Origin of the sequence: Cytobacillus sp. T106 (assembly GCF_040492155.1) — a bacterium.
Taxonomy (GTDB): Bacteria; Bacillota; Bacilli; order Bacillales; family Cytobacillaceae; genus Bacillus_AB; species Bacillus_AB infantis.
On the sequence record NZ_JBEUMK010000007.1, the window covers coordinates 22917 to 42219 of the forward strand.

Genomic DNA, 19303 nt, shown 5'->3' on the forward strand with positions numbered 1-19303 from the left:
CTGCAAATAGGTGCAGGCTATGAATCTTTAGTCTATTATCAGGACAGTTTTCCCCAGGCTCTGCCTGCTCTCTATCCTGGTATGGGCCTCCGCTGCCTCAGACAAGCTGAAAGTTTCTCCAATTTTCATGCTGAGCCGGCCGGTTTCCAGCAAACCGATAATTTTTCCAGCTGAAGCCCTTACAAGATGCGGCCTCTTTTTGCGCACCGTCCCAAAGCTGAAGCCAAGGAGGGAGCGGCAGCTGCTGTGAAGATCATTTGTCTCTACAGTTCCGGCATTTCCCGAAGCATTGCCGAAATTGACAAGCCTTCCAAAAGGTGCAAGGCAATCCAGACTTTTTTCTGTCACTGTACCGGCAACAGAATCAAGGATCACATCAGCCCCTTTACCTTCTGTCCATTCCATTACTTTTGCAGGAAAATCTTCGATTGTATAACACACTCCGTAATCGGCTCCTGCTTCCAAGGCATATGCTGTTTTTTCAGGGGAACCAGCCGTTGTGATTACTTTTCCAGCGCCAAGTATCCTGGCAAGCTGAATGGCTGTAGTCCCGACTCCGCCAGCGCCGGCATGCACTAGTACGGTTTCTCCTTGCTGGATTCGTGCTATATCTTCAAGCAGCTTAAGTGACGTTATTCCGGCAATCGGGCATGCTGCAGCCTGTATATCTGAAATGCTTTTCGGGATGGGGAAGGTCAGCATGGCTGGGGCAAGGGCATATTCGGCATAAGATCCTTTAGAAGGAAACGCAATTACCCGCTGACCTGGAATAAGACCTTCCACACCGTTCCCTAAAGCTTCTATCGTGCCGGTACAGTCTATACCCGGGATATAAGGGAGTGGACCGCCTCCTTTTTTTCCGTATCTCGTCTTGATATCGGCAAAATTCACACTGGCCGCCTTCACTTTTATCAGAACTTCCCCTGCAGCAGGCACCGGCCTTTCAGCTTCTGCCAGAATCATATTCTCTGGGCCGCCATACGCTGTAACATGTATCGCCTTCATAATAAACCTCCTTATGTATCTGCTATTATCTATTTTAACTTTTGAAAAGAAAGTGAGGAATGATCAGAATATTATAGTTAATCATAAGAAAAACTTATGTAACTAGATGACAAAATGAAGGGATTTCGGGGGAAAGTTATTTATTTCCTTATAGAAGTAAGTGAAATATTTTTAGTACAGCCAATCCAGCCGTGGAGGAACTACCCAGTTTATCACTGAAAACTAGCCAACAAAATTATTAAACCCTGTTGATTGCAGTGGAGGCACGCAGACTCCTGCGGGAGATAGCGGCAAGGCTGAGACCCCGCAAGAGCTTGCTCTGAGGAGGCTCAGCGTCGCCCCGCGGAAAGCGAAGTGCCTGGAACGGAAATCAGCAGCCTGCATGGAAAAGCTAACTTAAAATAAGGCTGCAGGCAAAGTGGTTTATATAGTTAGCATTTTTAGAGACTTAAAAAGTAATAGCCACAAAAGCTTTTTAAAGTTATATCCGGTATAATTTTCTCTAAGAATACCAGGAAAAGAGGACTAAGGATGAATTTTATTCGCAGCAAATTCAGCTGGCGGTTTTTTATATTTTTAATACTGGCCGTCCTTATTACAAGAATGCCGGTCATCGGCGACTATTCAGGCATCATCAATACCCTCATCCACGAGTCCGGCCATGCGCTTGTATCCCTGTTCGGGGGAGAAGTTCATCATATCTCCCTTTTTGCCAATACAGAAGGTGTCACATACACAAGACATTCTAATTGGTTCGGGGGAGTTTTTACTGGAGCTGCAGGATATGTTTTTTCATCTTTTATGGCTTTTATCGCCTTTTGGCTGCTGGGGAAGAGAAAGGACAAAGTGCTGATTCTGATTCTGCTCGGCTTTATCATTCTTAACCTGGTTTTCTGGGTGCGGAATGCTTACGGGATCTTCTGGCTGATTTCTTTTGGTGCCGGCTTTGCTTTTCTTTTAAAGAAAGGAAGCCCTTCGCTCATACAAAATGTCCTGCTCCTGATCGCATCGATCATGCTCGTTGAATCCGTCACAAGTGCCTTTGAGATCATGCTGCTGAGCTTGATGTCTCCTCAGGCAGCAGGGGATGCAACCAATCTTTCTGCTTCTCTTTTGCTTCCTGCACAAGTATTTGGGACCTTGTTCTTCCTGCAGGCGATTTGGTTCTTTTATTTGTCCATAAAAAAAGGCATATTTAAATTAAGCCGCTATTAAAAAAGAATTTCTTATCTGGACAGAATTTCACATATGCATTACTATGAGAAAACAAGGGAACTTACAAAATCAACCAGTTAAAAACCATCTGAAAAAAAGTGGAGGACCTATGAAACTGACGACTGTTATTAATCCAGCTATCCTTGTCTCGTCTGGGCTGGCTGCTGCTTTTGCTTATGAAAATATCCAGCCGCATTCCCTGAAGACCTTATCCATCTTCGTCACCATCGGGTTCATCCTGCTATTAACCGACTTTGCTATGAAAAAGCTGTCTTTGGATAAAAAGGAAATACGCATGGAAACTGGTGTCTGGCTGATCATTGCCATTTTCGTTGGCCCGCTGGCAGTCTCTTTAATCATGGATGTATTCGGAGCTGGAATATAACTAAACGAAATAAATGAGGGTCAATATGAAACAAATTGTGCAATATTATGTGATTAACTCTGACTTGAAAATGTCTGCCGGGAAAGCTGCTGCCCAGGCTGCCCATGCAGCAGCCATAAGTGTGCTCACTTATATGGAAGAACCACTTTTCAAAGAATGGCTGATGAGCGGACAAACAAAAATTATGCTCTCCGGCCGTGAAGCAGAGCTCAAGAAACTTGAAGAGAAAGGCTATGTAACAATCAAAGATGCCGGAAGGACAGAGGTTGCTCCCGGAAGCCTCACTGCATCAGCCCTGCCGCCGATGGATAAAGAAGAAGCCAAAATGATCGTCGGGCATCTTCGGCTGTATAAATAAGCTTATATATAGGGAGGTTCTCATGAAAACCATCTTCAGGGCCTTAACTGTTCTTCTTGCTCTATTCATTTTAAACGAAGGAGAAGAGGCTCTCGCTGCACCCGATTCAGCTGAAGTGGAAGAAATGAAGCTTCAGGCTCCATTGCATATCGTTGGCAAGGTGGAAAAAGATGCGTTCTTTCAGGATTTGCCAAACGAAAAATTTCTCCAGATCAGGAAAATGACCCTTTTACCCTCAGAAGTAATAAAAGCGCCCGGCAGCTTTGACCAGGACGTAGCCTTAGAGGTTTATTATCATTATATTCCTTCCTGGATGGCTGACCAATTCACCGGTCCTGCACCGATGGATATCGCAAAGGGGGATATAATAGAAATTTGGCTCGAAGAAGGCAAGAATGGATGGGAGCCTGTCATGTCCGGCTCGACTGTCAAACATGTTCAATATAGGGATGAACGTGAGGAAGCAGTAAAAGAGCCTCTCATTCACAAAATAAAAAGGCTTGCTGAAAATGTTTTCAGAGAAAGCAGTTTTTTAACGGCACTGTTGTTTATTATTCTGCTGCTCGCCATCACTTTTTTATCCAGAAAGGTTCCAGCAGGTAAATTTAAATAATACAGTGGAACAAGCTGGTCAGAATTTAAATTTCAGAGAAAACATCTGATTAAATCATTAAATATAATCCCAAAGGCAGCGCCCGGAATCTTCCCGGGCGTTTTTTATATGCAAACTTGAGCAAAATTCAATGGTAAAAGATTTCTGCTGACTCAATTTAAATATAATGATTCCCAATTTAATTCCATATTACTGTAATTTCTTTAAACCATTCGCACATACTACAATTATCAAAGGAGGATCGGAAGATGGAATTACATCATGACCCAAGGCTGACCAGTGCTGAAATAGCTTACTTGTGGAACACTTATATGGACGACAGCGCAACCATCTGTTTGATATATCATTTTTTCCAGCGAGTGGACGACCAGGATATCAAGGCTTGCCTGGAGCATACCATCCAATTGGCGGAAAGCCATATGGAAAGAGTGGCACAGCTGTTTGCCAAGGAAAATATTCCGGTGCCCCGTGCCTTTCCGGCTGACCAGCATGTTAACCTGAATGCTGCCCGCCTATATACCGATATGTTTTATTGTGATGTCATGCTTAATGCAGCAAGGTTTGCAGTCCTTTCCCATACCATGGGCCTGAACATTTCTTCCAGAGAAGATGTTTTCATACTCTATTCTGAATTCTATGAGGAAGCTAACCATGTGCTGAAAGAGATTCTTGATACCATGAAAGGGAAGGGGATATTTGTGCGGCCTCCTTATATCCCATATCCAGACAAGCTTGATATCGTAGAAAAACATAGCTTTGTCAAGGGGTGGATGGGAAAAAGAAGGCCGCTTCTTGCCATCGAAGCCGCCCAGCTGTTTGATAACGGCATCACCAACCAGATGGGCAAGGAGCTGCTTACAGGGTTCATCCAAACCGTAAGAGACCCGCAAATAAAAGAATATTTCATAAGGGGCAGGGAACTTGCTTCAGAATTTGTTTCTAAAGTACAGAGCCTGCTTGAAGAGGACCTGGTGCCAAATGGGATGACCTGGGACTCGAAAGTAACAAAATCTACTGATGCTCCGTATTCAGATCAATTGATGCTTTTCCTGGTTTCTACTCTCAATGCCTTGGGGGTGGCACGCTACGGGCAGGCACTGTCCATGACACTGAGGAGGGATGTTGCGTCTTATTATATGAGATGCTTTGCAGATACAACAGCCTATTCAGAGGACGGACTTGACCTGCTTATCCAAAACAAATGGTTCGAACAGCCGCCGCCATGTCCAGAAAGAGATGAACTTGCCGGGAAATGATCTGCTGGTCTTGATTACATCTTTTAAAGTTTCGGCGGTGCCCTGCATAAAATTAGCCAGCCAATAAAAGAGCACTATTTATCGTGCTTCTATTGGCTGGCCCGGCATTCAGGAAATTCTATGATCATCATATTAAAACACCATTCTTCGTATTAATTCTTCGCCCTCAGCCGGCTGCCGCACTTGCAGATTATGCTGTGCTTCAATTGTTTTTCAGCTGTCTGGCATTTAGGGCATATCTTCTTAATCATTAATTTCACCTTCTCATTCAGCATTGATTATTCTGAGACAAGTGCATCTTCACATTCCTTGCATGTTCCGAAGAAGGGGCGGTTCCATAAGGAAGTTCGTCCAAATCTGCAGTTCCACATACAATTCAAGATCATGATAGATTGTCGCCAGAGGCTCATTTCGTGGATTTACTCTCCTGTGGATGGTTATATTGCTTCAGCAGCTTGTACGAATGACCATTCTTTAAGAAGCAATTCACAATCCGGTCTTTTGACCAGCAAGCCTTAAAATAAGCGTAGATTCTCCGGTTAGGCTGCTGACTATAACTCTGGCGGGTGTAAAAAGCGGAGGATTTCCGATAAAGCAGAGCGAAGTTGCCCATTTTCAAGTTTTTCAGCTGATAGCCGGAATGACTCCACTTATTTTCAACCTGTGGATTTCCTTATTCAGTTATGAATGGCAAAATAACAGCCATTCATGCGATGAGCCTTTTCATAAAATAATTACAGGCACCGGCCGAAGCAGGTGCCTGTAATTGAGAATATTGTCGATTATTGAGAATAGAGAAGGGCAGATTCAGACAAGGATTTATGCTTTTACAGGCACCTGCAGGCCCAGTCCTTCTGCTACTTTAGTTCCATATTCAGGATCTGCTTTAAAGAAATGCTCAATTTGGCGAAGTTTGATTTCATCGCTCTCAACAGGCTTCATGGCACCGACGATATTTTCCACAAGACGGGAACGCTCTTCTTCACTCATAAGCCGGTAAAGATCTCCAGCTTGTGTGTAATGATCATTATGGTCGTAAGAAACGCTGTCCGCAGCACCTGTTACGGCAAAAGGAGCGGGCTTATTTTCCGGTGTTTCTTTAGGGCCTCCGAAGCTGTTTGGCTCATAGTAGACTGATCCGCCGCCATTTGAGTCAAAACGCATCTGGCCGTCGCGCTGATAATTATTCACTTCATTCCGGGCACGGTTGATCGGCAGTGCCTGATGATTCGCACCTACACGGTAGCGGTGTGCATCATGGTAAGCGAACAGGCGCCCCTGCAGCATTTTATCAGGAGAAACATCAACACCCGGGACAAGAGTGCCAGGAGAGAAGGTTGCCTGCTCTACTTCCGCAAAATAGTTTTCAGGATTTTTGTTCAATACCATCCGGCCTACCTCGATAAGAGGATAATCCTTCTGGGACCACACTTTCGTTACGTCAAACGGATCAAAACGGTATGTTTCAGCATCTTTTTCCGGCATGATCTGCACGCAAAGCTTCCATGAAGGATAATCACCATTTTCAATCGCATTGAAGAGATCCTCAGTATGGTAGTCGGGATTTTCCCCGGCTATTTTCGCAGCAGCTTCAGGCGCCAGGTTTTTAACACCCTGCTCAGTCTTGAAGTGGTATTTGATCCAGACACCTTCGCCTTTCTGGTTGACCCATTTGAAGGTATGGCTTCCGAAACCGTGCATATGCCTTAATGTAGCAGGGATGCCGCGGTCAGACATCAGGATGGTTACCTGATGAAGGCTTTCAGGTGAAAGGGACCAGAAATCCCAGACAGCATTCGGATTCTTCAGATGTGTCTGCGGATGACGCTTTTGCGTATGGATGAAATCAGGAAATTTAATCGCATCCCGGATAAAGAAAACAGGTGTGTTATTGCCGACGATGTCATAATTGCCTTCCTCTGTATAAAATTTCACAGCGAAACCGCGCGGGTCACGGACTGTATCTGCTGAACCGAGCTCCCCCGCTACAGTGGAGAAACGGATAAACAGCGGAGTGCGCTTGCCGACTTCAGAAAGGAATGAAGCCTTTGTATATGTAGTCAGGTCATTTGTGACTTCAAAATAGCCATGCGCACCTGCTCCTTTGGCGTGGACCACACGCTCAGGTACACGTTCACGGTTAAAATGGGCCAGTTTTTCAAGAAGATGTACATCCTGGATAAGGGTCGGCCCGCGGGATCCAGCCGTCATTGAATTTTGATTGTCGCCAACAGGGGCGCCCCAGCTTGTAGTCAGTTTATTATTTGTCATCAAAACATCACCTCTTAGTTTAATAGATTGCTTGTTCCATGTAATCAATGATATCACTTCTCAATAAAAAATCAATACTTTTTTATAATAATTATTAATAAGTAAGAGATTTAAAGAGATAGACATTTAAATGTTTTAACAAGATATCTATTTCGCTTAAAATATCTTTATGCCAAAATGGAAGAGCTCATTACTTTATGGGCTTTTTCCACCCGTTTCCTTCAATAGTACATGTGGGTTACTATCCTGCATAAAGGGGTATTAGCCAGGAATGTATGATAAAATTCCTGCCTTTCAGCCAATATTTTGATTGGGAAGTATTATTACATAACAAAAAGATGATTTTATGGTAGGATTTAAGATAGATATTTCTATTATGAAGGGAACATTGGATATGAATGACACTGCCAAGCTACATGAAGAAGCCTATGAAATGCTGAAAGAGACAAGCCGGACCTTTTTGATCCCGATCAGTTATCTGTCCCCGGGCCTGAAGGAAACCGTTTCATCCGCTTATTTATGCATGAGGGCTATAGATGAGATTGAAGACCATCCCGAACTTGAAGCGGAGTCAAAGGACCACCTTTTGCGTTCAATCAGTGAATTGCTGAAGAGGCCTGTAAATGCCGAGGATATGAAATCCCTTTTCAAGCCGTATAAATCCAAGCTGCCTGAAGTGACATTGCGCCTGTATGACTGGATCAGGCTTTGTCCAGCAAGCATCAAAGAAAAGGTTCTTGATTCTACCAGCACAATGGCAAAGGGCATGGCTGACTGGACGATGAAGGGCTGGAATATCAGGGACGAAAAAGATCTCGATGACTATACCTTTTATGTGGCGGGCCTTGTCGGCGTCATGCTTTCCGACATTTGGAAATGGCATGATAATACAGAAACGAAAAAGGACCTGGCGATTGCATTTGGCCGCGGTCTCCAATCTGTCAATATCCTCCGCAACAAAATCGAAGATAAAGAGCGGGGCGTTAGCTTTTATCCCGATGGCTGGGACAATGACCAGATGTTCAGTTACGCCCGCAGGAATCTTGCACTTGCAGATGCATATATAAAAGATATCAAGTCTGCCCCGATCCTGAATTTCTGCAGGATTCCGCTTGCACTTGCACATGGGACCCTTTCTGCCTTGTCAGAAGGCAAGGAAAAGATGAATCGCGAAAGTGTAAATGCAACGGTCAAACAAGTGGTCGCAGAATAGACAATAAAAAAATCCGGCCGGCCTGGCCGGATTTTTTTTGCTGTGCTCTAATCTAAGTGTACCGAAGGAAAGGATGAAAGAGAATGAACGGGAAAAAGAATGCCATTGTTACAGGGGCATCCAGGGGATTCGGGCTTCTAATTTCCATTGAGCTCGCAAAAATGGGCTATAGCGTGACAGCTGCAATGAGGGACAAGTCCAGCTCTGCAGAACTGCTGAAACAGGCTGAAAAGGCAGGGGCAGTGGATAATATAAACTTGCATGAGCTCGACGTAGCTTCAGATGAATCTATTCTCCGGTTCCGCACCTACCTGGAGGGTCTTGGCTCAGTTGATCTCCTGGTTAATAATGCTGGATTTGCCGGTGCAGGGTTTGCAGAGGAAGTTGAACTTGCTGAATATAGGAGCCAGTTTGAAACCAATGTATTTGGCGTTTTTGCTGTTACTCAGGCTGTCCTTCCTTATATGCGTGAACAAAAGAGGGGAAGGATCATCACCATCAGCAGCATCAGCGGAAAAATGGGTTTTCCGGGATTGTCTCCCTATGTCGCCTCCAAACATGCAGTCGAAGGGTGGGCTGAAAGCCTCCGACTTGAAATGAAGCCCTTTAATGTTGATGTTGTTCTCATTGAACCTGGTTCATACAATACAGGCATCTGGTCAACAGGTAAAAAGGTTTCTAGTCGGTCTCTTCAGCCAGATTCTCCTTATTATGCATACTATTCACAGCTTGAAAATTATTTAAATAAAAGCTCTGAAAAATACGGAGATCCCGCAGAAGTGGCCGAGCTGTGCGGGAAAATTGCCGGGAGAAAGAATACAAGGCTGAGGTACCCAGTAGGAAAGGGAACAGCTTTCACGCTGAAGCTGAAAGACAGGATAGGATGGCGGAATTGGGAAAGGCTGTTCTGGCGAATTCTGGCAAACAATAAATAAGTTGACTAGAAATGTATTATGTAAACTGCATATCCAGCCCAGCTTCACATCTAAGCTGGACCTGCAGCATTCCAATCATCCTGTATAGAAAAAATCACTTGGCTTTTGAGTTTTTCATTTAAATATTCATATAACCCAATTTTGTTCATCCAGGGATCATTAATGGTGCACCAGCGGGTTTGCATGCTTTGCTCGGTTTTGATCTGAAGATCGTCAACCTCAATGCCGATTTCTTTCTTCAGGCGTTTTAGCTCGGTTTCAAGATTGTATACCCCTAAACGGAGCAGGCTGTTCTTTGAATCAGGCTGTCCCTGGACCAGCCTGAAACCGCAGCCGGGAGCAACAGACCATTCTGCAAAGCCGCCATCCCGCAGCAGATCCGGTTTTCTATTGAAAAAAGGACTGTACCAAACGATTCCTTCATTAAGTTCGGGAATTTTAATCTCTGCTATCATTTCATAAATCATTCCAGCTTCCTCCTAATCTCTGGGATAAGAGCTGAGTGAAAAAGAAACGCAGGCTAACAATAATATTTCATTTTTTTAACCCAATTAGAGTGATAATATAATCCTATTCCCTGAAGGATCTGCAGTTAAAACCAACTCTCCTTGAATTTCAGCATTTTGGCCCAGCTTCCTGATCCTTTCTGCTGCTGCTCTGATTGATTTTGTATCGGGATAGAGCAATTTAAAATCTTTCATACCTGGTGCATTTTCTCTGGCCGGCGGTGCACCAATCCCATTCCATGTGTTAATGCCAATATGATGATGATAGTTCCCTGTGGAAAGAAAGAGAGCCTGCCCGCCGTATTCAGCTGCAATATTGAAGCCCAGCCCCTTTACATAAAACTCTTCAGCTGCTTTCAGATCCGACACATGCAGATGAATATGGCCCATGATGGTATCTCCCGGAATTCCTTTCCAAGGCATCTTTTCTTCCATGGCGAGGAGCTCCCCGGCATGCAGTGCAGCAGTGTCCATCCTGACCATTCCGCCTTCCCAGGTCCAGGATTCTGTGGGCCGGTCCGCGTATATCTCAATCCCATTTCCGTCAGGGTCGGCCAGATAAATCGCTTCACTGACAAGATGGTCGGAAGCACCCTGCAAAGGCCAGCCGGTCTGGATCAGATGTGCCAGTGCTGACGCGAGAGATGGGCGGTCCGGGAGCAGGAGGGCGAAATGGTAGAGGCCTGCAGACCTGGCTGACTTTTGTTCTATAGCTGGCGGCTGCACCAGTACAATCAGAACTGTTTTACCGTCAGCAGTAAGTTCAGCACTTCCTGTATCCTCCCGCAGCACTTTTAACCCGATTATTTCTTTATAAAAAAGAATCGATCTTTCAAGGTCACTGACCTTGAGTGTTATTTGGGAAGCATAAGTGAGTGGTGCTTCATGGAAATTCATAATAGTAGCTCCTTTGTAATCTACTTACTTTATGTAAGTTAGTGTATGAAAATAACTTCATTCAGTCAAGAAGAATGCCATACGAAAAGCAAAAATTTTATAATTGTTTTTTTTTATGTATACTGTAGCTATAGGAGTGAATTCAGATGAACGCTTCAAAGATTTGCCCCAGATTTGAAAAGGCTATGAGCATACTCAGCCAGAGGTGGACAGGGCTGATCATATATCAGCTTTCACAAGGGCCGCAAAGATTCTGCACTATAGAATCTTCTATTTCTATAAGCGGCAGAGTTTTGTCTGAGCGGCTGAAGGATTTGGAGAAGCAAGGTGTAGTCCATCGGCAGGTATTTCCGGAAAAACCCGTCAGGATAGAATACTCGCTGACCCAAAAAGGGGAGGCGCTTAAACCAGTACTCTATGAAATTGAACAATGGTCTCAGAATTGGATAGAGGAAACCGGGGGCGAATAAAAGCCATGCTTAACCGCATGGCTTTTATTAAATGGAGTATAGATCATAGTAAACTCAGCAATTGGCTGTTTTCTATTTTTCAGCAGAAGAGAGGAAAAGCATGGACCAAGCATATCGATGCCTGTCCCAAATTCAGCTAGACCGCTAAAACTGCCTGTTTTCCTCCCAGGCTGAATAAAGCCCGCTTCCGCTGCAGCCAGGGCATTCTAGTGAATTGGTATAATACACATATTCATTTGCATGGAACGCATTGAACCCGCGGCCAAAGCAGTCAGGGCATTTGTCGACCGCCCGCATCCCGGCAATCCGGTTTTCTTCCCTTGCAGCCAGCCAGTCCTGGAAGGATTGTAGAAGACCCATGCTGTTCACCTCCTTTTCTTTACATATTGTTATAGCATCGGCATGTTTTTATACCTTATTTTTCTATATTATATTCAGAATATTTAGAAATGTTAAGGGATTTTTGTATTTAACATAAAAAATTACTTGTCAGCACATTCATTTTTGCCTCAATCCGAAAAAGGAGGTAGTATGCTGATAGGGATTGGATACCCAATCTTGATAATCCCTAATAGGAGGAGCTATATACCCAGCATGGCTCCTCTTTTTAGGATATCAGTTTCCTGAATGCGGTTACATGCGGCAGCCTGATACAGGTGCCGTTTTTCTTTGATCTTGGCTTTGCTGAAATACATATTAACCATAGTTTTACAATAATGAGTTCGAAACAATCTGATGCACTGATAGACCTTGGTCATAATGGTTTTTGATTAGAAAAAATTTGTGGTAATCTTATATAGAGATTTCAAAGAGAAGGGAAACACGAAAGATGATAGTGAAAACTGAAGAAGATATTAATGGAATTAAGGAGATCGGCAGCATTGTTGCAAAAATCCGAGATGAACTGATTGAGAAGACAGTGCCTGGCATTACTACAAAAGAGCTTGATGAGCATGCCGGCAGGCTTTTCGAACAATACGGGGCCATATCCGGTCCAAAGGGAGAATATGACTTTCCCGGCTACACATGCATCAGTGTAAATGAAGAGGTTGCTCACGGAATACCGGGCAGCCGCATCATCAAGGACGGTGATCTGGTCAATATAGATGTCTCGGGATCAAAGAATGGCTATTTTGCGGATACAGGCCTTTCTTTTGTGGCAGGAGACGAAGCTGATGACACCTTGAAAAAGCTTTGCAGGACAGCCCAGCTGGCATTTGATGCCGGCCTTAAAAAAATCAGGCCGGGAAAAAAGCTGAACGGAATAGGAAAAGCTGTTCATCAGACAGCTGTCAATGAAGGATTTACAGTTATCATGAACCTGACTGGCCATGGAATCGGCCGTTCACTGCATGAAAAACCTGACCATGTCCTTAATTATTTTGATTCATGGGATACAGGGCTTCTCAGGGAGGGGATGGTCATTGCGTTTGAGCCGTTCATTTCAACAGCAGCTGAGGAAGTAGTGGAGCTTGGTGATGGATGGACATACGTTACCGAAGAAAAAAGCTTTGTCGCTCAAATCGAGCATACCCTTATAGTGACCAAAGAAGGCCCGGTCATTGTTACATTATAGAAGAATAGGAAAATCCCCCGGATCATCCGGGGGATTCTTCGCGCTTAATAGGTTTCTGTGTTTACAGTAACTTCTATATTGCCTCTTGTAGCTCTGGAATAAGGGCAGACACCATGTGCCTTTTCTGTCAGCTCCTTCGCTTCCTCAAGGGATACGCCGCTGACTGCCGCATTCAAAACCACCGCAAGGGCAAGGCCGCCATCGTTTTCTTTCCCGATTGTCACTTCAGCTGTTACCTTTGATTCAATTTTCTTACGGTCCTGCCGGGCTACTAGATTAAGGGCACCATCAAAGCAGGAGGCATAGCCGGCTGCGAAAAGCTGCTCAGGATTCGTTCCATTTTCTGTTCCATTTCCGCCTAAAGACTTTGGCATGGATAGGTTAAAATCAAGATTGCCGTCATCAGTACGTACCTTCCCGCTGCGTCCGCCCTCAGCCGTTGCTTTTGCTGTGTACAATTTGTCCATGTTCCTCACTCCTGTCCATTTTCTTTCACTATATTGTTCCCTAATCACGAAAAGCGAAACCGGGGAAACATATTGAGGTTCAAAAGTGCAAGCTGAGCCTGATCATGTCCCGGCAGACTATTCCGTTTTCACAGATTTCATCAGGGTAACGTCTGGTGAAATAATCAAAATCGATTCCTGTAATCCGGAATCCATGCTTCTGATATAATCCAAGCTGCTGTACGCTTGAATTCCCTGTTCCGATTTCCAGGGTAAGGCATCCTGATGACTCTGTATGCTTAATCGCATGCTTCAATAGCTGTGTCCCAATTCCACGGCTCCGCGCGTGTTCATATACGGCCAAATTGATGATCTCTGCTGTTTTTGGCCTGGTAAGAAGAAGGATGCAGCTTCCTGCCAGATCTTCCCCCTCGTACGCTCCCCAGCAAATTCCTTTAGCTGCATAGTCCCTGACAGCTTCAGCAGAAGGATCTGCCAGCAGCAGCAAGTCCAGCGGAGGCTGTTCCAGCATTTTTATAATAGCAGCCATCTTATCACCTTTCTTTTCAGTTTATAAATGATTATAAATTCTGTTTAGCTTTCACGATTATTTGCCAAGATGATATCAGGCAGAAAGCAGGTGAGAAAGCATGGAAAAAACAGAAGTTTTTAAAATACTAATGTTAATAGAAAGCAGCTATCCATTATGCCGCTTTAGAAATGAAACGGTCGAACAGTGGTTCAGGCAATGTAATGCCCTTATATATGAAGATGTCTTCCAGCATGTTTGCGGGCATATTCGAAGCAGGCCGTACCCGCCAAGTTTTCGGGATGCGGCAGGATTTACTGCAGAAGGAAAGTCTGCTGATTGGATGGAAGAGTACATACTGCCTAAAGAAATCTAAATACATCTTGCCGCTGTCATATCTAAAAATGTGTTCAGCTGCAGGAATCGCTGGTCCTTACTGCTTCCTTGAATTTGCGGCAAGCGGGGCTAGGATGACATGAAGGACGATATCTGCACAAAAATGGGACAGCATGGCCATTTCAATCCCATACTTCCAATATAAGTAGCCAAAAAGGATGCCGGGCACCATATTGAGGAGAATAGTCCGCAGCGTCACGATGAGTGATTTCCCGTATATCTGATAGCTTGCCGGAAGATGGCCTGCACCGAATAAGAAGGCAGCCAATATTATTCCAGTCCAGTAGATCCAGCCTCCACTGGACAGGAATGAAAGCATATAGACAACCAATGTCATCAGAAACAGCCTCATCAGCACTTCTTCCGATATTCCGCCGTAAAAGGAAGCAAGAAAAGCTTGTTTTCTTGTCGGTGTTTCCGCTTCCGCTTGAGGCATCTTTTTGCTGAATATCCGGTCCAGCAGCAGGATTGCCAAGGCGGATGCTGCACCGCCAAGGATACTAAGCAGCATAACAGGCCATATTGAAAAAGATATCCTCGTGCCATATAAATAATAGTCCAGCAGCGGCCATTGCAAATCTGTCTTTGGAGCCAGATAGGTGCCTGTAAATGAGGCTGCCCCCAGGAGGACTCCAGTCTGCACTGCACCAATCAGTGCAAGCACCGGGAGGGGAGGCAGCTTCTTTTTCGGCTGCTTTTCTGCCGCTTCCTGGATGCGGCCATGCAATATTTTGGTCTGATAAGGAATGACAAGTATGGCTCCAAATACCGAAGCCAGCCAAAAGATATAGAATTCTGTCATCATGAACACCTCTTAAAATTTATAAGTACAAAGATAAGACGGTTCAAAACTGAATTCGTTCATTTATTTTTAAAAATCCACAAAAAAATGAGGCTATCCTGTCCGGGACATCCTCAATGAATATCCTGCTTCTTGAATCTTCCTCCCCGAACCTCGGCAATGTCTCCGATGGCAAGGAAAGCAGAAGGATCAAGCCCCTCAACTATTTCTTTCAGCTTGGCTTCTTCCAGTCTGTTAATGACACAAAATATCACTTTTTTATCATCCCCGGAATAGGCGCCTTCTCCAGAAAGATAAGTTACACCCCGCCCAAGGCGGCTGTTGATGGCATCCCCGATCTGCCTGTAGTTGTCGCTAATGACCCATACTGATTTGGATTCTTCCAGTCCTGTAATTGTAATATCAATGGTTTTGAAAGCAACAAAATAAGCAATGAGAGAATACATAGCCCGGTCCCATGTAAAGACAAACCCTGCACTTCCAAGTATGAACAGATTGATGAACATGATAATTTCCCCAACTGAAAATGGAAGTTTCTTATTGGCCAGTATGGCGAGAACCTCACTTCCATCAAGGGAGCCTCCGTACCGGATGACAATGCCGACCCCGATTCCAAGCACGATTCCCCCAAATACAGATGCCAGGAGGATATCCTGTGTGAAAGCAGGCACTGGATGAAGGAGGGCAGTTGTAATAGAAAGGATGAAAATACCGTAAAGTGTGGAAATCGCGAATGTTTTTCCGATTTGCTTGTAGCCGATAAAGAAAAAGGGGATATTGAGCAGGAAGATGATCAGTCCGAGCTTAACGCCTGTAAGATGGGACAGCATGATTGAAATGCCGACTATTCCTCCGTCAATGACCTGGTTGGGAACGAGGAAAATCTCCAGCCCGACTCCCATAAGGATTGCTCCTATCGTAATGAGGAGAGCACGTTTGAGAATTTTTCCTTTTGTCATTTTCCGGTGTGATTCTCTCAATAGAACTGCCTGCTGTCCAATTTCCAATTCCGTCACCCGCATCCCTCCTTTTCTTGCCTGGCAGCTGGCTGTACTGCCGGCAGCAGGATTATACACTCATATCTTAAACAGTATATTCAATTGTGTTCATCCTAAAACCTTTGAGCAGAATAATAAATAGTATTCTAATCGCCTGTATTTATTATATCCTCATTGGCGTAATATTCACACTATTTAACCTTCAGGCTGATAACAAAAATGCCCGGCTTTTTGGCCGGGCGGGAAAATCCTTAACAGAAGGATAAGGGAGGTATTCATTTGCTTGCCCGCCTCTATATCCGTTAGCAAAGATAAAGAGGCAGGGCCATATTAAAAAGGGGAAAGCAGGCGGCCTGCAGCCACAAGATCATTGTATCGTTAAAGTATGAACAAAATATGACCCTTTTAAGACGAAGCCATGAATATGAAAAAAATATAATCTTAACTGATCCAAATTCCTTTTCTTTTCGTTTTTTGCATAGAGCGGGCAGATTTGATTTACTTCCTGCACAGTACTTTCCGATATAATGATAGAGCTAACCTGAAAAGAAGGAGGAATACGATGAGCAGAAGCAATGACAGCTTGCTTTATGAAAAGATACTTCGTAAAGATAAGCAGGCACTAGAGGATTTGTATGACAAATACGAGAAAATCCTATTCTCTTTCTTATATAAAATGACAGAAGACAGAGATTTGTCAGAGGAAGCCCTTCAAGAAGTGTTCTTAAAAATCTGGCGAGGCAAGGGACATTATACCGAAGACAAAGGAAAATTCAGTTCATGGCTGTTTACAATGGCGCGCAATACAGCTATTGATATCATCCGGAAAAAGGAGAAGGGTCCTGTTCCTGTTGACGAAATTCAGCCGGCCGCCAGCCTGGAAAGCTCGGCGGAAGAGCAGACAGAGTGGAAAGAAGAAAGAATGAAGGTACATAGTGCAGTCTCAAAACTGTCTGAAGACCAAAAAGGGATTATTGATCTTATTTATTTTAAAGGTTTCACACAGCAGAAAATTTCTGAATCCTGCAATATTCCACTTGGAACTGTCAAAAGCAGGGCAAGGCTGGCACTTAGGAATCTCCGAAAATTTCTTGATGCTGCGGAAGGGAGGGAGAAGGCATGAACAAAGATTATTGCGAACTATCAATTGACTACTTTAATGGCACACTCTCAGAGGAAGAAAAACCGGCATTCGAACAGCATCTGCTGACTTGCGAAGAATGCAGGGCAGAAATGGAGGATTTGAAAATGCTATCCGGCCATCTTCCCTTCCTTTCAGAGGAAGTCCAGCCTCCAAAGGGCATGAAAGACCGTATATTTAAAGAAATATTCCAAAATGAAGAAAAGCAGACAGCAGCTAAGGAAGACAAAGTTGATGAGCCGGCAGGACTGACTTCAAAACAGAAGAGAAAATGGCAGATGCCAGCATTAGCTGCGGCACTCCTTCTATCTGTCATTGGAAATGGCTATGCAGTAATAAAGCTCTCTGAGAAAGAGCCTGTACAAAGGGCGGAAGAAAAAATCTCTTCTATTGCCCTGCAGCCTGGGGAAAACTTCGACGGCAATGCTGAAGCCTATCTCATACAGGAGAGTAATGGCTTGAAAGTCATTGTTAATGCAGAAGGGCTAGAACAGACTGAAGGAGAACAGGTATACCAGGTGTGGCTGATTAATGGCGGCAATCCTGTTCCAGCAGGTTCATTTGTACCAGACAGCACCAGTAAAGGTACAGCCTTTTATCAAGCAGCAGACAGCAGCAATGAAAACTGGGATACCATAGCAGTGACATTGGAGCCAAGAGCAGGCAACTCCCTGCCAGAGGGGCAGATCGTCTTAAGCTCTGAATTATAGCAATAAAAGGCCGGCTTTCCGAATAGGGAGCCGGCTTTCTTTATATGCCGGTGGGCAGGTTGAAGCATCCGGCTTCTTAGATAGAAATGAAGTGTAAATGGCTCTATAAAAACTTCCTGCATGTTTTCATATTGAGAAAATATTAAAAAATGTCTCTATAATGTGATCCAAAAGAAAATCCGCTGCGTTTAGTAGATGTAATCAAAAAAATAACTTATGAAAAGGAGAGTGCATCACATGAATTTGAAACAAAACCTGAAAAAAATGATTATTCCTGTACTGGGGCTTTCACTTTTATTCCCTTCTGCAGGATCTGCCGCAGAACAGACCCCAACGGTAAAAACACCAGCAGCCGATCTAAGGGCAGCACTTGATCAGCTTTTATCAGAGCATTATATACTTGCCGTTTCGTCCATGACCAAATCCTTTGAAGGTGCCACGGATGCGGAAGCACTTACAAAAGCGCTGGACCAGAATGCACTCGACATGACACCGGCAATTGCCTCCATATACGGTGAGGAAGGAGCTGCTGAGTTTGAAAGGATTTTCCGGAGACATAACGGCTATGCAGACACCTTCGTGCAAGCAGCTAAGAATGATGATGAAGCTGCCAGACAGGAAGCAGAAAAAGAAGTGGACGAATTTGTTGTAGAGTTTTCCACCTTCCTAGGCAAGGCAACAGAAGGGAAGCTGCCGGCAGAAGCCGCTGCAAAAGCAGTCAGCCTCCACGAAGACCAAGTCATTCAAACCTTTGATCATTATGTTGAGGGTAAATACGAGGAAGCATACAAAAGCTTCCGTGAAGGGTACAAGCATATGTTCTCCATCAGCAAAGCACTTTCATCAGCCATCACAGCTCAAATGCCGGAAAAGTTTGCAAATTCTTCTTCTGACACGCCAGCGGCCGATTTGAGGTCAGCCCTTAATAGCCTCGCTTCCGAACACTTTGCATTGGCAGTCATGGGAATGGAAAAAGGATATACTCAGTCAGAGGATTATGATTTCATCACTTGGGCAGAAAATGCCAACACTGCAGACTTCAAGGCGGCCATAGGCAGCATTTACGGTGAAGCTGGTGCACAGCAGTTTGAAAAAGTTTGGCAGACTGACCACATTAATGCCCAGGGCAAAATTGCAGCAGCAGAGCTTGAAGGAGATAAAGAAGCTGCCGAAGCAGCCAGGGCACAGCTTGACAAATTTGCAAAAGATTTCGGCGGATTCCTCGGTGCGGCAACAGATGGCAATCTTCCTGCAGCTGACGCTGAAGCAGCTGTAAAAGCCCATGAAAACCAGGTCCTCATGGCTTTTGACCAATATAAAGCCGGCAATTATGAGGAGTCAGCAGGAACTTTCCGTGAAGGATTTGCTGCTATGTTCACGATCGGGGAAGTACTGGGAAATGCAATTGTCACACAGATGCCTGATAAGTTTGCAGAAGCAGCCATGCCGGAAACTATGCCCAAGACAGGCTTGGGCGGAGCAAGCAATCCTGCAGATGCAGCCACAATTTTATGGAGTGTACTCGGTGTGATGCTTGCAGCAGGAGGAGTATTTTCTCTTAGAAAAAAAGCAGTAAAATAA

At 44.4% G+C, this 19303-nt stretch carries 22 protein-coding genes; 13 read left to right on the forward strand and 9 right to left on the reverse strand.

All coding sequences use genetic code 11. The annotated features are described in order from the left end of the window. Positions 1 to 27: 27 nt before the first annotated feature. Positions 28 to 1005 carry a quinone oxidoreductase family protein gene (locus ABU165_RS13890; RefSeq protein ID WP_129612772.1) on the reverse strand — a complete coding sequence of 326 codons (978 nt, stop codon included), beginning with the start codon at positions 1003 to 1005 and terminating at the stop codon, positions 28 to 30. 531 nt (positions 1006 to 1536) lie between these two features. Between ABU165_RS13890 and ABU165_RS13895 the strand changes: the two genes are divergently transcribed. From ABU165_RS13895 to ABU165_RS13915, 5 genes are all read left to right on the forward strand, one after another. Continuing rightward, positions 1537 to 2220 (forward strand): M50 family metallopeptidase, encoded by a 684-nt coding sequence (locus ABU165_RS13895; RefSeq protein WP_318060677.1) that lies wholly within the window; start codon positions 1537 to 1539, stop codon positions 2218 to 2220. A gap of 109 nt (positions 2221 to 2329) precedes the next feature. After that, complete coding sequence (locus ABU165_RS13900) at positions 2330 to 2605, forward strand: hypothetical protein (RefSeq protein ID WP_094769513.1); 276 nt, start codon at positions 2330 to 2332, stop codon at positions 2603 to 2605. Between the two features lie 25 nt (positions 2606 to 2630). Next, on the forward strand, positions 2631 to 2963 hold the full coding sequence (locus ABU165_RS13905) for an aminoacyl-tRNA hydrolase (RefSeq protein ID WP_022543897.1): 333 nt from the start codon (positions 2631 to 2633) through the stop codon (positions 2961 to 2963). Positions 2964 to 2985: 22 nt separating this feature from the next. Further along, positions 2986 to 3576, forward strand: a complete 591-nt coding sequence (locus tag ABU165_RS13910) for a hypothetical protein (RefSeq protein ID WP_318060678.1) — start codon at positions 2986 to 2988, stop codon at positions 3574 to 3576. 248 nt (positions 3577 to 3824) lie between these two features. Further along, positions 3825 to 4832, forward strand: coding sequence for a DUF3231 family protein (locus ABU165_RS13915; protein WP_009793655.1), 1008 nt, complete (start codon positions 3825 to 3827; stop codon positions 4830 to 4832). 819 nt (positions 4833 to 5651) lie between these two features. Here the strand turns inward: ABU165_RS13915 and katA are convergent. After that, positions 5652 to 7103, reverse strand: coding sequence for a catalase KatA (gene katA / locus ABU165_RS13920; RefSeq protein WP_009793657.1), 1452 nt, complete (start codon positions 7101 to 7103; stop codon positions 5652 to 5654). Between the two features lie 394 nt (positions 7104 to 7497). On the opposite strand from katA, the gene ABU165_RS13925 reads away from it, so the two are divergent. Further along, positions 7498 to 8316 (forward strand): squalene/phytoene synthase family protein, encoded by an 819-nt coding sequence (locus tag ABU165_RS13925; protein WP_318060722.1) that lies wholly within the window; start codon positions 7498 to 7500, stop codon positions 8314 to 8316. A gap of 83 nt (positions 8317 to 8399) precedes the next feature. Beyond that, positions 8400 to 9251: an SDR family oxidoreductase gene (locus ABU165_RS13930; RefSeq protein WP_009793659.1), complete on the forward strand. Its 852-nt coding sequence runs from the start codon at positions 8400 to 8402 to the stop codon at positions 9249 to 9251. A 50-nt stretch (positions 9252 to 9301) separates the two neighbouring features. Here ABU165_RS13930 and ABU165_RS13935 read toward each other — a convergent pair whose 3' ends face one another. Then, a complete protein-coding gene (locus tag ABU165_RS13935; RefSeq protein WP_009793660.1) occupies positions 9302 to 9718 on the reverse strand; it encodes a VOC family protein in 417 nt (138 codons plus the stop codon). Positions 9719 to 9802: 84 nt separating this feature from the next. After that, positions 9803 to 10654, reverse strand: a complete 852-nt coding sequence (locus ABU165_RS13940) for a VOC family protein (protein WP_101547816.1) — start codon at positions 10652 to 10654, stop codon at positions 9803 to 9805. Positions 10655 to 10800: 146 nt separating this feature from the next. On the opposite strand from ABU165_RS13940, the gene ABU165_RS13945 reads away from it, so the two are divergent. Further along, complete coding sequence (locus tag ABU165_RS13945; RefSeq protein WP_009793662.1) at positions 10801 to 11124, forward strand: winged helix-turn-helix transcriptional regulator; 324 nt, start codon at positions 10801 to 10803, stop codon at positions 11122 to 11124. Between the two features lie 144 nt (positions 11125 to 11268). Here the strand turns inward: ABU165_RS13945 and ABU165_RS13950 are convergent, their stop codons facing one another. Then, entirely contained in the window at positions 11269 to 11484 is a 216-nt protein-coding gene (locus tag ABU165_RS13950; protein ID WP_009793663.1) for a hypothetical protein, read from the reverse strand. Between the two features lie 469 nt (positions 11485 to 11953). Here ABU165_RS13950 and map point away from each other — a divergent pair, with 469 nt between their 5' ends. Next, on the forward strand, positions 11954 to 12700 hold the full coding sequence (gene map, locus ABU165_RS13955) for a type I methionyl aminopeptidase (protein WP_009793665.1): 747 nt from the start codon (positions 11954 to 11956) through the stop codon (positions 12698 to 12700). A 44-nt stretch (positions 12701 to 12744) separates the two neighbouring features. On the opposite strand, the gene ABU165_RS13960 is transcribed toward map, so the two are convergent. Next, positions 12745 to 13167 carry an organic hydroperoxide resistance protein gene (locus ABU165_RS13960; RefSeq protein ID WP_009793666.1) on the reverse strand — a complete coding sequence of 141 codons (423 nt, stop codon included), beginning with the start codon at positions 13165 to 13167 and terminating at the stop codon, positions 12745 to 12747. Positions 13168 to 13246: 79 nt separating this feature from the next. Beyond that, positions 13247 to 13696: a GNAT family N-acetyltransferase gene (locus ABU165_RS13965; RefSeq protein ID WP_129612775.1), complete on the reverse strand. Its 450-nt coding sequence runs from the start codon at positions 13694 to 13696 to the stop codon at positions 13247 to 13249. A 100-nt stretch (positions 13697 to 13796) separates the two neighbouring features. On the opposite strand from ABU165_RS13965, the gene ABU165_RS13970 reads away from it, so the two are divergent. After that, positions 13797 to 14051 carry a hypothetical protein gene (locus ABU165_RS13970; protein ID WP_129612776.1) on the forward strand — a complete coding sequence of 85 codons (255 nt, stop codon included), beginning with the start codon at positions 13797 to 13799 and terminating at the stop codon, positions 14049 to 14051. Positions 14052 to 14108: 57 nt separating this feature from the next. On the opposite strand, the gene ABU165_RS13975 is transcribed toward ABU165_RS13970, so the two are convergent. Both ABU165_RS13975 and ABU165_RS13980 read right to left on the reverse strand, forming a co-directional pair. Next, on the reverse strand, positions 14109 to 14876 hold the full coding sequence (locus ABU165_RS13975; RefSeq protein ID WP_009793669.1) for a CPBP family intramembrane glutamic endopeptidase: 768 nt from the start codon (positions 14874 to 14876) through the stop codon (positions 14109 to 14111). Between the two features lie 110 nt (positions 14877 to 14986). Further along, entirely contained in the window at positions 14987 to 15832 is an 846-nt protein-coding gene (locus ABU165_RS13980) for a YitT family protein (protein ID WP_396349989.1), read from the reverse strand. Between the two features lie 601 nt (positions 15833 to 16433). Between ABU165_RS13980 and ABU165_RS13985 the strand changes: the two genes are divergently transcribed. From ABU165_RS13985 to ABU165_RS13995, 3 genes are all read left to right on the forward strand, one after another. Continuing rightward, entirely contained in the window at positions 16434 to 16994 is a 561-nt protein-coding gene (locus tag ABU165_RS13985) for an RNA polymerase sigma factor (RefSeq protein ID WP_129612778.1), read from the forward strand. Beyond that, positions 16991 to 17722, forward strand: coding sequence for an anti-sigma factor (locus ABU165_RS13990; RefSeq protein WP_148949629.1), 732 nt, complete (start codon positions 16991 to 16993; stop codon positions 17720 to 17722). The genes ABU165_RS13985 and ABU165_RS13990 overlap by 4 nt, the downstream gene beginning before the upstream one ends. 237 nt (positions 17723 to 17959) lie before the next feature. Beyond that, positions 17960 to 19303, forward strand: a complete 1344-nt coding sequence (locus ABU165_RS13995; protein WP_318060679.1) for a copper amine oxidase — start codon at positions 17960 to 17962, stop codon at positions 19301 to 19303.

Coding starts and splice junctions, on each gene's coding strand:
- ABU165_RS13995 (WP_318060679.1), top strand. CDS start 17,960: ATGAATTTGAAACAAAACCTGAAAAAAATGATTATTCCTGTACTGGGG.
- ABU165_RS13895 (WP_318060677.1), top strand. CDS start 1,537: ATGAATTTTATTCGCAGCAAATTCAGCTGGCGGTTTTTTATATTTTTA.
- ABU165_RS13890 (WP_129612772.1), bottom strand. CDS start 1,005: ATGAAGGCGATACATGTTACAGCGTATGGCGGCCCAGAGAATATGATT.
- katA (WP_009793657.1), bottom strand. CDS start 7,103: ATGACAAATAATAAACTGACTACAAGCTGGGGCGCCCCTGTTGGCGAC.
- ABU165_RS13990 (WP_148949629.1), top strand. CDS start 16,991: ATGAACAAAGATTATTGCGAACTATCAATTGACTACTTTAATGGCACA.
- ABU165_RS13935 (WP_009793660.1), bottom strand. CDS start 9,718: ATGATTTATGAAATGATAGCAGAGATTAAAATTCCCGAACTTAATGAA.
- ABU165_RS13900 (WP_094769513.1), top strand. CDS start 2,330: ATGAAACTGACGACTGTTATTAATCCAGCTATCCTTGTCTCGTCTGGG.
- ABU165_RS13905 (WP_022543897.1), top strand. CDS start 2,631: ATGAAACAAATTGTGCAATATTATGTGATTAACTCTGACTTGAAAATG.
- ABU165_RS13925 (WP_318060722.1), top strand. CDS start 7,498: ATGAATGACACTGCCAAGCTACATGAAGAAGCCTATGAAATGCTGAAA.
- ABU165_RS13950 (WP_009793663.1), bottom strand. CDS start 11,484: ATGGGTCTTCTACAATCCTTCCAGGACTGGCTGGCTGCAAGGGAAGAA.
- ABU165_RS13940 (WP_101547816.1), bottom strand. CDS start 10,654: ATGAATTTCCATGAAGCACCACTCACTTATGCTTCCCAAATAACACTC.
- ABU165_RS13915 (WP_009793655.1), top strand. CDS start 3,825: ATGGAATTACATCATGACCCAAGGCTGACCAGTGCTGAAATAGCTTAC.
- ABU165_RS13945 (WP_009793662.1), top strand. CDS start 10,801: ATGAACGCTTCAAAGATTTGCCCCAGATTTGAAAAGGCTATGAGCATA.
- ABU165_RS13970 (WP_129612776.1), top strand. CDS start 13,797: ATGGAAAAAACAGAAGTTTTTAAAATACTAATGTTAATAGAAAGCAGC.
- map (WP_009793665.1), top strand. CDS start 11,954: ATGATAGTGAAAACTGAAGAAGATATTAATGGAATTAAGGAGATCGGC.
- ABU165_RS13910 (WP_318060678.1), top strand. CDS start 2,986: ATGAAAACCATCTTCAGGGCCTTAACTGTTCTTCTTGCTCTATTCATT.
- ABU165_RS13965 (WP_129612775.1), bottom strand. CDS start 13,696: ATGGCTGCTATTATAAAAATGCTGGAACAGCCTCCGCTGGACTTGCTG.
- ABU165_RS13985 (WP_129612778.1), top strand. CDS start 16,434: ATGAGCAGAAGCAATGACAGCTTGCTTTATGAAAAGATACTTCGTAAA.
- ABU165_RS13930 (WP_009793659.1), top strand. CDS start 8,400: ATGAACGGGAAAAAGAATGCCATTGTTACAGGGGCATCCAGGGGATTC.
- ABU165_RS13975 (WP_009793669.1), bottom strand. CDS start 14,876: ATGATGACAGAATTCTATATCTTTTGGCTGGCTTCGGTATTTGGAGCC.
- ABU165_RS13960 (WP_009793666.1), bottom strand. CDS start 13,167: ATGGACAAATTGTACACAGCAAAAGCAACGGCTGAGGGCGGACGCAGC.
- ABU165_RS13980 (WP_396349989.1), bottom strand. CDS start 15,832: ATGACAAAAGGAAAAATTCTCAAACGTGCTCTCCTCATTACGATAGGA.